9 protein-coding genes and 1 pseudogene are annotated in these 12,325 nt (G+C 70.0%); 2 read left to right on the forward strand and 8 right to left on the reverse strand.

Annotated features, from left to right (window positions below):
• Positions 1–103, forward strand: a pseudogene (locus tag QSK25_RS31850) (IS982 family transposase); the annotation flags it as partial.
• 162 nt (positions 104–265) lie between these two features.
• On the opposite strand, the gene QSK25_RS31855 reads toward QSK25_RS31850, so the two are convergent.
• From QSK25_RS31855 to QSK25_RS31875, 5 genes are all read right to left on the reverse strand, one after another.
• Positions 266–2,989, reverse strand: a complete 2,724-nt coding sequence (locus tag QSK25_RS31855) for a hypothetical protein (RefSeq protein WP_285643724.1) — start codon at positions 2,987–2,989, stop codon at positions 266–268.
• Positions 2,990–3,124: 135 nt separating this feature from the next.
• Complete coding sequence (locus tag QSK25_RS31860; protein ID WP_285643725.1) at positions 3,125–4,276, reverse strand: acyl-CoA dehydrogenase family protein; 1,152 nt, start codon at positions 4,274–4,276, stop codon at positions 3,125–3,127.
• A 5-nt stretch (positions 4,277–4,281) separates the two neighbouring features.
• Positions 4,282–6,195, reverse strand: a complete 1,914-nt coding sequence (locus QSK25_RS31865) for an acetyl/propionyl/methylcrotonyl-CoA carboxylase subunit alpha (protein ID WP_285643727.1) — start codon at positions 6,193–6,195, stop codon at positions 4,282–4,284.
• Between the two features lie 2 nt (positions 6,196–6,197).
• Positions 6,198–7,787, reverse strand: coding sequence for a carboxyl transferase domain-containing protein (locus QSK25_RS31870; protein WP_285643729.1), 1,590 nt, complete (start codon positions 7,785–7,787; stop codon positions 6,198–6,200).
• Positions 7,788–7,925: 138 nt separating this feature from the next.
• The gene (locus tag QSK25_RS31875) at positions 7,926–8,714 is read right to left on the reverse strand and encodes an SGNH/GDSL hydrolase family protein (RefSeq protein ID WP_285643732.1); all 789 of its coding nucleotides are present in this window, start codon (positions 8,712–8,714) and stop codon (positions 7,926–7,928) included.
• A gap of 163 nt (positions 8,715–8,877) precedes the next feature.
• Between QSK25_RS31875 and QSK25_RS31880 the strand changes: the two genes are divergently transcribed.
• The gene (locus tag QSK25_RS31880) at positions 8,878–9,450 is read left to right on the forward strand and encodes an SACE_7040 family transcriptional regulator (protein ID WP_285643735.1); all 573 of its coding nucleotides are present in this window, start codon (positions 8,878–8,880) and stop codon (positions 9,448–9,450) included.
• Positions 9,451–9,468: 18 nt separating this feature from the next.
• Here the strand turns inward: QSK25_RS31880 and QSK25_RS31885 are convergent, their stop codons facing one another.
• The 3 genes from QSK25_RS31885 to QSK25_RS31895 are packed head-to-tail and all read right to left on the reverse strand — an operon-like array spanning position 9,469 to position 12,304.
• On the reverse strand, positions 9,469–10,089 hold the full coding sequence (locus tag QSK25_RS31885; RefSeq protein ID WP_285643738.1) for a response regulator: 621 nt from the start codon (positions 10,087–10,089) through the stop codon (positions 9,469–9,471).
• Positions 10,086–11,213, reverse strand: coding sequence for a sensor histidine kinase (locus tag QSK25_RS31890; RefSeq protein WP_285643740.1), 1,128 nt, complete (start codon positions 11,211–11,213; stop codon positions 10,086–10,088). Before QSK25_RS31890 ends, QSK25_RS31885 begins: the two co-directional genes overlap by 4 nt.
• Complete coding sequence (locus QSK25_RS31895) at positions 11,213–12,304, reverse strand: DUF418 domain-containing protein (RefSeq protein ID WP_285643741.1); 1,092 nt, start codon at positions 12,302–12,304, stop codon at positions 11,213–11,215. Before QSK25_RS31895 ends, QSK25_RS31890 begins: the two co-directional genes overlap by 1 nt.
• Positions 12,305–12,325: the final 21 nt, after the last annotated feature.

Genomic DNA, 12,325 nt, shown 5'->3' on the forward strand with positions numbered 1-12,325 from the left:
CGCCCGCATCGCCCAACGCCTGCTCGCCCTAACCGCAGCCATCTGGCACAACCGCGCCACCGGCCAGCCCATCACCCGATCACTGATCGCCTACGACCACTGATCAGTTAGGACTTACTCGTCTAGGAGAGCGCACGCGATCGTGATCCGCGCGGTGCCGTAGCTGTAAGAGAGAGCACGCGATCGTCGCCCGGCGGTGCCGAGCTCTGGTGAGCGCGCCCGAAGTCACCCGGCAGTGCCGAGCTCTGACCGCAGCACCCTTCCTCTACGCCGGGCACCCGTTCGGCAACCGGGGCGTGTCCGGCCCGTAGAGGTCGCCGGTCAGGAACACGCACGTCGGCTGCTGCTCGTAGTCGTGCAGGTCGGTGACCTCCAGGATGGTGAAGTTGCGCGCCTCCCCCACCCGCGACTTCTTGAAGTCCGTCCGCCCGGTCGCCCCGTAGAACTCCAGCTCGCGGAACTCGGCCCCGATCGCCCCGCGGTGCGGCGTGCTGCTGGCCCGCCGCGAGTACGCCCTGATCACCGCGTCGAGGAACAGCCCGGCCGCGTCGTACGCGACCCCCATGTGCTCACCGGGCCACGGCTTGACGGGCCGGTCCTCGGCGGGCAGCGGCGACTCCTGGATCTCCTTGGCCAGCTTGGAGTAGCCCGCGCAGAACGCGTCCAGCGGCAGTCCGCCCCGCGCCGACGGGTCGGGCTTGCCCGCCACGCACGCCTTGCCCGCCAGCACGATCAGCCCCGCCATGCTCACGTACGACACGCGCATGCCGGCCAGCGAGTCCTGCACCCGGCTCGCCTTCTGCGCGATGAACCGGATGATCGCGTCGTCGGCCAGGATGCGCGGCAGCCGGTTCTTGTCGTAGCAGTCCTTGCCGACCGCGCGCAGGAACTCGCCGAAGTCCTCCTCGCGGCCCGCGAAGAACACGAGCTCGGTGGAGTGGTCCTCGACGCACTGCGACGGCACCTCCTGCGGGCTGACGGTCCACTCGTCGGCCGCGAACCTCACCTCCGCTCGCGCGAGCTCCTGGCCGAGCAGGTTGACGAGGTTCGTGAGGTAGACGTCGTCCTGGTTGAGCTTCGGGTGGTGGATCGTCACCTTGGTCGCGCCCACGTGCTTCGCGTAGCGGGTCACGAGGTCCGCCTGCCGGGCGTTGCCGGGGATGAGCTGGAAGTAGGTGGCCGAGAGGTCCGGCAGCGAGGCCTCGGTGAGGGTGGTGCCGATGGTCGGCACGCCGAGCGACCCGAGCGAGGTGATGACCTCCTGGGTCTGCTTGACGCTGCGGTCGAGGCCGATCACGCCGATGATGCTGGGGTCCTTCTCCAGCAACGGGGTGATCATGTCGCGCAGCACGTCCTGGGCGCGCTTCATCAGGCCGCCGCCGTTGGCGATCACGATGCGCAGCAACGGTCCGCTGCTCGACCTGTCGTTCTGCTGCCGTTGCTTGAGCAGCATGCCTTCGAGCTCCTCGGCGCGCGAGTGGTCGGCGTCCGGGTTGCTGTCCTTGTGGGTGAGGCTCGAGAAGTAGAGCAACGAGACGAGCGGGCGCCCGGGATTGGTGTCGTGCAGCCGTTCCGCCTCCTCGTTCTGTGCGAAGACGGCCCGCTGGGTCCACCGGAGGCGTTCGTTCGAGCCGAAGACCTGGTTGCCGTTGTCGCTGTGGCCGAGGCATTCGACGTTGCCGTCGACGTCCATCAGCCTGGTCGACACCCCCGGTGAGATCGCCGAGCCGACGATCGAGCAGTTGGCCTCGAAGTGGTTCTGCACCGTCACGAACCCCGGCACGAGCAGCACCACGACGATCGCCGCGATGATCGCCTCCAGCCGCCGCGACTTGGCGAGCCACCGCACCGGGGCCGCCTGGAACGCCGGCGCGCCCTTCCACTTCTTCCTGTCCGGGCTGGGGAACGGCAGCCTGATCATCAGGTAGCGGGCGTCCGGGGCGAGCATCTGGCGTTTGCGCGGCAGCTCCTCCCGCCACGTCGCGAGGGCGTCCGCGGTCTCGTCCGGGCTGACCGGCGTGGTGCCGAGGCGTTGCGACAGCGCGGGCTGCACCGAGCTGGCCGCGATCACCAGCAGCGGGTCGACCTCGCCCGTCTCGTTGCGGACGTCGTTGATCAGCTCCAGCAGCTCCCAGCCGCCGTTGTCCTTGCTGACGCCGTCGAGCAGCACGGGGATGTAGGCGGTGCGACGCCAGCCGGCCCGGCGCGGCAGGAACCGGGGCCGCCGCCGGTACGCGATCCGCAGGTCCTCCAGGAACGCGTGCACGAGCAGCAGCTTGATCTGCTCCTCGTTCTCCGACTCGCGCCGGCCCAGCGTGAGGCGTTCGGCGAACCCGAGGAACTCGATGGAGTGGTTGGGCAGCGCGAAGTTCTGCCGCATGAACCACTTCGACTCGCGGGACAGCCCCGGCACCCGCTTGGCGAGCCACCGGAAGCCGACCTTGCTGCCGACCCACGCGACGAGTCCGAGGCCCAGCCGCGTGACCAGGCCGGGGATGAACGCGTCGACGGCGCGGTTGACCTCCTCGCCGCCCTGCGCGGTCTTGCCGGTCCACTGCCGCAGCAGCTCGATCACGCTCGCCCGGTCGTCGCGGCCGGGCTTGCGCGGCAGCCGCTTGCTGGTGAGCCAGTCGACCAGGCGGTAGTGGTCGAACCGCGTGAGCCGTTCGGTGCCGACGTGGACCTCGCCGAGCCGGTCGCTCAGGACGTCCAGCAACGGCAGCAGCGGCGGGGTCTCGCGCGTCCCGGACGGCCAGTTCTTCGCGACCTCCGCGGTCACCGACGACACGTCGACGTAGGCGTGCGGAATGGCCGGGCGGCCTTCGTCGAGCCGGTGTTCGAGAGCGCGCAGGAATGCCGTCGGACTGGCTTCGCTCTCCAGGTAGAGCAGCGGCAACGGCTGGTCGCCGACGATTTCCTCGGTCTTGCTCCGGTAGAAGAACCCCGGCCGGTCACAAAGACCGCGAATGACCTCGAGAAGGACCTGCAAACCGGGAAAAACGGGCTCTGTCCGGCTGTCCGTCATCTGCACCCTCACACTCGTGCGGAAGGCAGACGACGGTAGCCGGACAGACCGTTCGGGACCGGTGGATTCGAATTATTCAGCCGGGATGGACCAACGTTCCTAGAAGCCGAGTTCGCGGGCGATCAGCATCTTCTGCACCTCGGAGGTGCCCTCGCCGATCTCCAGGATCTTGGCGTCGCGGTAGAACCGGCCGACCGGGTACTCGTTCATGAAGCCGTAGCCGCCGAAGATCTGCGTGGCGTCGCGGGCGTTGTCCATCGCGGCCTCGGACGAGACGAGCTTCGCGATGGCGGCCTGCTTCTTGAACGGCTCGCCGCGCAGCATCCGGGACGCGGCCTCGTAGTACGCGAGGCGCGCGGTGTGCACGCGGGCCTCCATCTCGGCGAGCTTGAACTGGATCGCCTGGTACGTGCCGATCTTGTTCCCGAACGTCTCGCGCTCGTGGGCGTAGCGGACCGACTCGTCCACGCAGCCCTGAGCGAGACCGACCGACAGCGCGGCGATGGCGACGCGGCCCTCGTCGAGCGTGCGCAGGAACTGGGCGAAGCCGCGGCCGCGCTCGCCGAGCAGGTTCGCGGCGGGCACCCGGCAGTCCTGGAAGGACAGTTCGCGGGTGTCGGAGGCGCTCCACCCGACCTTGGAGTACTTCTTCGACACCGTGAAGCCCGGGGTGCCGGACGGGACGATGATCGAGGAGATCTCCTTGCGACCGTCCGGGAGGGTGCCCGTGACGGCGGCGACGGTGACGAGGCCGGTGATGTCCGTGCCGGAGTTCGTGATGAACGCCTTGGTGCCGTTGATGACCCACTCGTCGCCGTCGAGGCGCGCGGTGGTCGCCAGCGCCCCGGCGTCGGACCCGGAGCCGGGCTCGGTGAGGCCGAACGCGCCGAGCTTCTCGCCGGACGTGAGCGACGGCAGCCACTCGGCCTTCTGCGCGTCGGTGCCGTAGCGGTAGATCGGCATGGCGCCCAGCGAGGTCGCCGCCTCGACCGTGATCGCGACCGACGAGTCGACCCGCGCGAGTTCCTCGAGCGTGAGGCACAGGGCGAAGTAGTCGCCGCCCATGCCGCCGTGCTCCTCGGGGAACGGCAGGCCGAGCAGGCCCATCTGCCCCATCTTCGCGACGATCTCGTACGGGAACTCGCAACGCTCGTAGAAGTCGCCGATGACCGGCGCCACCTCGTCGCGCGCGAACTCCTCGACGGTCTTGCGCAGGTCCTCGTACTCGCTCGGGAGCCTGAAGTCCAACACCACTGTCACTCCTCGTGAGAGACGACGAGGGCCAGCACCTGGTCGAGTCTGACCTGCTGGCCTGCTTGCACGTGCACTTCGGCGAGCACGCCGTCGACCGGTGCGGTCACGGTGTGCTCCATCTTCATGGCCTCGACCACGAACAACGCTTGACCGGCGGTCACTTCCTCGCCCTGCCGCGCTCGAACGACGAGCACGGTGCCGGGCATCGGGGACTTCACCGGACCGCCGGACGCCGCAGCGCCCTCGGCGGCACCCACCAGGAACTCGGCCTCCACCAACGCCCAGGAGGCGCCGTCGTGGCCCAGCCACAGCACGTCACCCTCACGGGCCATCGCGTACCGGCGGGAGCCGACGAGCAGGTCCGTGCCTTCCCTGCGGGCCTTCGCGCGCACCGGTTCTCCGGCGCCCACCACGACTTCCTCGCCGCGCACCCGCACGTCGACGTCGTTGATCCGCCAGGTCGTCCAGGCGTGCTCACCGACGCGCCAGCCGCCCGGCTGGTCCCACGGGTCGTCGCCGTGCGGCTGGAGCGAGCGCTCCAGACCGGCCGCGACGTACACCTCGTCGGGGACCTCGGCCGACGTCAGCGCGTCCAGCTTCCGCTCGACCAGGCCGGTGTCGAGAGCGCCCGCACGAACGTCCGGATCGCGCAGGAGTGCGCGCAGGAACGGGATGTTCGTCGTGACGCCGAGCAGCACCATCTTGCCGAGGGCGTGGTCGAGCTTGCGCAACGCCTCTTCGCGGGTGCGGCCGTGCGCGATCACCTTGGCGAGCATCGGGTCGTAGTCCGAACCGACGACGAGTCCCTCGTACAGACCGGAGTCCACGCGGACGTCGGCCGGTTCGCTCAACGCCAGCACGCGCCCGCCGGTCGGCAGGAAGCCGCGCGCCGGGTCCTCGGCGTAGACGCGGGCCTCGACCGAGTGCCCGGTCAGTTCGACCCGGAGGTCGAGTGGTTCACCGGAGGCGACCCGGAGCTGCCACTCGACGAGGTCGACGCCCGTGACCATCTCGGTCACCGGGTGCTCGACCTGCAGGCGGGTGTTCATCTCCATGAAGAAGTAGTCGCCGGACGCACCGTCCACGATGAACTCGACCGTGCCCGCGCCGACGTACCCGACGGACTTCGCGGCGTCGACGGCGGCGGACCCCATCGCCTCGCGCACCTCGGGCGTGAGGAACGGCGACGGCGCCTCCTCGATGATCTTCTGGTGCCTCCGCTGGAGGCTGCACTCGCGTTCGCCGAGATGGATCACGGTGCCGTGCCGGTCACCCAGGACCTGGATCTCGATGTGGCGCGGGTTCGTGATGAACCGCTCGATCAGCAGCGTGTCGTCACCGAACGAGCCGCGCGCCTCCCGCCGTGCCGACTCGATCGCCTCGCGCAGCGCCGACTCCTCGTGCACCAGCCGCATGCCCTTGCCGCCACCGCCGGCGGAAGGCTTGAGCAGCACGGGAAAGCCGATCTCGAGAGCGGCTTCGACGATCTCGTCGTCGGACATGCCCGAGCGCGTGCGGCCCGGCACCACGGGCACGCCCGCCGCCGACACCGTGAGCTTCGCGCGGATCTTGTCGCCCATCGCGTCGATCGCCGCCGCGGGCGGGCCGACGAACACGATCCCGGCCTCGTCGCAGGCCGCGGCGAACGCCGTGTTCTCGGCCAGGAAGCCGTAGCCGGGGTGGATCGCCTGCGCGCCAGTGGACACAGCCGCTGCGACGATCTTCTCGATGGACAGGTAGCTCTCGCGGGCCGCGGCGGGTCCGATCCGCACGGCCTCGTCGGCGAGCTTGACGTGCAACGCCTCGGCGTCCGCGTCGGAGTACACGGCGACGGAACGGATCCCGAGCGACCGCAGCGCGCGGATCACCCTGACCGCGATCTCCCCGCGGTTCGCCACCAGAACGCTGTCGAACATGATCACATCCGGAAGACGCCGTAGGAAACATCGTCGATGGGGGCGTTGGCCGCGCTGGACAACGCGAGGCCGAGCACCGTGCGGGTGTCGCGCGGGTCGATCACGCCGTCGTCCCACAACCGCGCGGTCGAGTAGTACGGGTTGCCCTGGTCCTCGTACTGCTGGCGGATCGGCGCCTTGAACGCCTCTTCGTCCTCTGTGGACCACTCGTCGCCGAGCTGGTCGCGGCGGACGGTCGCCAGCACGGACGCGGCCTGCTCGCCACCCATCACGGAGATGCGGGCGTTGGGCCACATCCACAGGAAGCGCGGCGAGTACGCCCGGCCGCACATCGAGTAGTTGCCGGCGCCGAACGAACCGCCGATGATCACGGTGAACTTCGGGACGCGCGCGCACGCCACCGCCGTCACCATCTTGGCGCCGTGCTTGGCGATGCCACCCGCCTCGTACTCGCGGCCGACCATGAAGCCGGTGATGTTCTGCAGGAACACCAGCGGGATGGACCGCTTGTCGCACAACTGGATGAAGTGCGCGCCCTTCACCGCCGACTCGCCGAACAGGATGCCGTTGTTCGCGACGATGCCGACCGGGTGGCCGTGGATGCGCGCGAAGCCGGTGACGAGCGTCTGCCCGTACTCCTTCTTGAACTCCTGGAACTTCGAGCCGTCGACGACCCGCGCGATCACCTCGCGCACGTCGTAGGGCGTCCGGGAGTCCGTCGGCACGACGCCGTAGAGGTCGTCCGTGACGGCCGGCGCCTCCACGGGAGCGACGTCCCACGGCCGTGGGACGCGCGGGCCGAGCGTCGAGATGATCGAACGCACCATCCGCAGCGCGTGCGCGTCGTTCTCGGCCAGGTGGTCGGTGACGCCGGACGTGCGCGAGTGCAGGTCGCCGCCGCCGAGGTCCTCCGCCGACACGACCTCACCGGTCGCGGCCTTCACCAGCGGCGGGCCGCCGAGGAAGATCGTGCCCTGGTTGCGGACGATGATCGCCTCGTCGGACATGGCCGGCACGTACGCACCACCCGCGGTGCACGAGCCGAGCACGGCGGCGATCTGCGGGATGCCCTTCGCGGACATCGTGGCCTGGTTGTAGAAGATCCGGCCGAAGTGCTCGCGGTCGGGGAACACGTCGTCCTGCTTCGGCAGGAACGCGCCGCCGGAGTCGACGAGGTAGATGCACGGGAGGTTGTTCTGCAGCGCCACTTCCTGCGCGCGCAGATGCTTCTTGACCGTGACTGGGTAGTAGGTGCCGCCCTTGACCGTGGCGTCGTTCGCGACGATCACGCACTCCCGGCCGGACACCCGCCCGACGCCCGTGATGATGCCCGCGGCCGGCGCCTCGTCGCCGTACATGCCGTTGGCGGCCAGCGGCGACAGTTCGAGGAACGGCGAACCGGGGTCGACCAGCGTGTCGACGCGGTCGCGCGGCAACAGCTTGCCGCGGTCGACGTGGCGCTGGCGCGCCTTCTCCGAACCGCCTCGCGCGGCTGCGCTGAGCTTGCTCCGCAGCTCGTCGACGAGCGCGGCGTGCTCCTTGGCGTAGCGGTCCGACGGCTCGGCGGCGCTGCGCAGGACAGGTGCGTCCATGCTCCCCAGACCTCAGGTTAGCGGGCGTTAACAAGGCCATGTTAACGCCCGCTCACCTAGTGGTCCACCGGAACGGCTCGAGAGTGACCCGAACGCAGGTCAAGCCCCTGTTCAGACACTCTCACGTTCCGGAAAGCATCACCCGATCGCCGCCCGCAGAGCGGGCAGGTAACCGCTCGCGTGCCCGGCCCGGTTCGGGTGGTACGACTCGTCGACCGGCCAGCTCAGGCTGTTGAGCCACCAGCTCGACGAGCAGATCTCGTGCCCGGTGAACGCCCCGCGCACGTCGACGTAGGTGAACCCGGCCGCCCCGGCCCGCGCGCTGATGGTGGCGTGCAACGCGTCGCTGCCGGAGTTGATCGCGGCCCGCTTGGTGTCGCTCAGCCCGACGTTGCAGGAGCCCGGCACCTTGTAGATGCGCGGGTAGCCGAGCACCACCACGCGCGCCGACGGCGACTTGGCCCTGATCGTGCCGTAGACGTTGTTGAGCAGCCCGGGAAGCGTGTTCGCGGCGTACGTCTTGGCCTGGTTCACCCGGTTGACGCAGTCCTGGTCGGACCCGAACGTGCAGGTGGTGATGACGTCGGTGAACCCGGCGTCGTTGCCGCCGACCTGCACGGTGACGAGGTTGGTGCTCGCGGCGAGGGTGTTGTTGGCCTGGGTGACGACGTCACCGGTCCTGGCCCCGGAGCAGGCCACGGACCGGAACGACGCCGGGGCTGTGGCCTGGGCGTACAGGGCCGGGTAGGCGAGCGGACCGCGCTTGCAGGAGCCGGTACCGCTGTCGTAGCTGCCGGTCCCGAGGCCGGAGGCGTACGAGTCGCCGAGCGCGACGTAGTTGGTGGCGGCCGCGCTCGCGGGGTTGGCGAGCGCGATGACGGCCGCGGCGGCGGTGACCACCGAGGCGATGAAGTGACCAGGACGCATCGAAGACTCCCGAAGGGGCCGCAGGGTGTGATGCATTGCACGGCAATCGTTACTCACGAGTAAGACTTGTGTGAAGTATTCGTCAAGAGTCAACATTCGGGGCTTGCCCCTGCGTGAATTCCGCCCATCGAGCTATCAGGTAAACGCCTGCTAACCTCCTTCCGTGGTCGAGAAACCCTCACGTCGGGACCAGATCCTCAACGCCGCGGCCGAACTCTTCGCGCGCCACGGCTTCCACGGCGTGGGCATCGACGACATCGGTGCGGCCGTCGGGATCTCCGGCCCGGCCCTCTACCGGCACTTCCGCAGCAAGGACGCGATGCTCGGCGAGATGCTGACGTCGATCTCCGAACGGCTGCTCGACGGCGGCCAGTCGCGGGTCGACGCCGCCTCGGACGCCGACGAGGCGTTGCGGGAGCTCATCGGGTGGCACGTCGACTTCGCGCTGGACGACCCGGCGCTGATCACCGTGCAGATGCGGAACCTCGCCAACCTCACCGATCCGGACCGCCGGCGGGTGCGGGCGTTACAGCGGCGCTACGTCGAGGTGTGGGTCGAGACGATCCGGCGCACGGTGCCGGACTTCGACGAGCCGACCGCGCGGGCGGCCGCGCACGCCGTGTTCGGGCTCATCAACTCGACGCCGCACAGCGCGCACCTCGACCGGGACCAGATGGCGACCTTGTTGTCGCGCATGGCGTTGGCCTCGCTGACCCCGGCCGTCGTGGCCACCTGAGCCGGCCACCCGCGGCCGCTAGATCAAGCCCCTTTGGTGCGCGGCCGACACGGCGGACGCCCGGTCCGGCACCTCCAGCTTCGCGTAGACGTGCTGCAGGTGCGTCTTCACCGTCGCCTCGCTGATGTGCAACGCGGCCCCCACCTCGCGGTTCGTCTTGCCGCGCGCGACGAGAGCCAGCACCTCGCGTTCCCGGCTGCTCAACGCCGACACGGGAACCGGCGCGTGCACCTTGCGCACCAACCGCGCCGCAACGGAAGGCGACAGCACCGTCTCGTCGCGGGCCGCCGCCCGCACCGCGCGGAACAACTCCTCGCGGGGTGCGTCCTTCAACAGGTAGCCGATGGCGCCGGCCTCGATCGTCGGCAGCACGTCGGCGTCCGTGTCGTGCGTCGTCAGCACCAGCACCCGCGTCGAAGGGGCCAACGAACGGATCTGCCGCACCAGGTCCGCCCCGCTCGGGGCAGGCAGCCGGAGGTCGGTCACCGCAACGTCCGGGCGCACGGCGGCGATCACCGTCAGGGCCTCGGTGCCGCTCGCCGCCTCGCCCACGACCTCGAAGTCGTCCTGGGTGCCGAGCATGCCGCGCAGGCCGTCGCGGACCACCGGGTGGTCGTCGATCACCACGAGGCGGATCACCGGGCCTCCAGGGTGACGTTCACGGCGGTTCCGTTGCCGGGGGCCGATTCCACGGTCACGGTGCCGCCGAGCAGGCCCACCCGTTCCTCCATCCCGGTGAGGCCGAAGCCGCGCACCGACGGGTCGAAGCCCACGCCGTCGTCCATGACGTCCAGCACCACCACGTCCTCCATGTAGGACAGTGTGACGTCCACGCGGGAAGCCCGAGCGTGCCTGCCCGCGTTCGCGAGCGCCTCCTGGGTGGCGCGCAGCACGGCCACCTCGGTGTCCGCGCTCAACGGCCGGGCGGAGCCCGTCACCGTGCAGGTCGCCACCGCACCGTGCTCGGCACGCCAGGCGTCCACGGCCCGTTCCACCGCCTCGCTCAGCCGGCCGTCGCGCAACGGGCCGGGCCGCAGCGCCTCGATGGAGCGGCGCACCTCGACCAGGCTGTCGCGGGCCAGCCTCCGGGCGGTGGCGATGCGGCCGCGTGCCGCGTCGTCCGCGGACGTCAGCACCTCGGCCACCTCCAGCTGCGTCACGATGCCGGTGAGGCCCTGGGCGACGGTGTCGTGCATCTCGCGCGACACGCGGGCCCGTTCGGCGAGCACCTGGAGCCGGGCGTTCTCCTCGGACAGCGCCGTGACGCGCTCGTTGATCTCGCGGCGGCGGATGACCTCGCGTTCCATCACGCGGATGATCCAGCCGACGAGGATCGCCATCGGGGTGGTCACGCCGAGGTTGATCAGAGCGGACGCCTTGAGGTCGGTGCCCTGCGGCACCAGCCACAACCCGCCCACGACCACCGCGCCCGCGTAGGCGAGCCACCCCGGCAGGGTCAGGAACGCGAGGCCGTAACAGGCGGCGACGAAGATCGTGAACACCCCGTCGTGCAGCAGCAACACGACGGTCCCGCCGAGCACTCCGGCGAAGTACAGCAGCATCAGCAGGGTCCGCCGCTCCAACCACGACGGGTGCGCGATCACGAACCACCAGTGCCACAACACCAGCGCACCGACCACGGCCAGCGGCACGAGGGAGATCGGTCGCGCCACCAGGTAGACACCCGTCGCCAGGGCCAGCAGGCCACCCGGCACGAGTGCCCACACCTGGTTCCACCGGCGTTCCTGCTCCACCATGGACATCACACCGAAGATCCTTGCAGCCTGCGCACACTGCTCAGCAACGCCTCGGCAGGTCCCCGCTGACCGCGGCGCCGCAGCAGGTCGGCCAGCAGCACCGACGCGAGCCACGTCACCAGCGCCACCAGTGCGATCCCCGCGGACCCGAGCGTCGCGCCGAGCCCCAGCGTGTAGGGCACGAACAGCAGCACGAACACGACGGACTGGAACAGGTAGCAGCTCAGCGACCGCTCCCCGCAGGCCGCGACGGCCCGCACGACGGGGTTGTCGGCACGCACCCGCAGCGAGATCAACGCGATCAGCGCCGCGTACCCGAGGCCACCCGCGATCCCGGTGACGGCGTGCAGCGCGGCCAGCCCGGCCAGCTCCGACGGCTCCCCGACGTGCAGGACACCCGCGACCGCGAGACCGCTGGGCGCTCCGCCGAGCACCGCGATCGAGATTCCCCAGCCCGCCACGCGGCGCAGCAGCGTCCGGTGCCGGTCGGGCGCCGCGAGAACGTCACGACGAGCGGCCCACACCCCCATCATGGCGGCCGCGCCGACCCCGACGAGGCCGAGCGGGACGAGCAGCCACTCCAGCGGACGCATCGCCATCGCGGCCAGCGGGTCGGCCGTCTCGAACGACAGGAAGAACGCCCGCTCCCCGTTCGGCGGCGTCGCGTACGCCTGTCCCGCGATCAGCGCGGTCAGCCCCAGCCAGAGGGTGGCGACCACGAACAGCGTGCGGTCCTTCCACCGGGTCATCGCGATCACCGCGAACCCGAGCACGCCGTACAGGCCGAGCACGTCACCGGGGAACAGCAGCAACGCGTGCAGGAACCCGAAGACGATCAGCCACCAGTTGCGCGCCTTGACGCGTTGCGGGGCCATCTTCGCGACGCCGTACGCGAACAGGAACGCGAACATCGGGTACGCGCGGGCGTCGACGAACGACACGACGACGAAGCTGACCAGGTGGTCGAGGAACCCCGTCTCGACGATGTGCTGGCGCACCCCGTACGGGCGGCCGTGGAGGTAGACGGCCGAGTTCGCCAGCGCGATCAACGCGAGCATGCCACCGCGGGCCAGATCAGGTGTGAGCAGTCGTTTCATGCTCCAAGCGTGTCCTTGTGA

The organism is Lentzea sp. NBRC 102530 (genome assembly GCF_030269365.1).
Classification (GTDB): Bacteria; Actinomycetota; Actinomycetes; order Mycobacteriales; family Pseudonocardiaceae; genus Lentzea.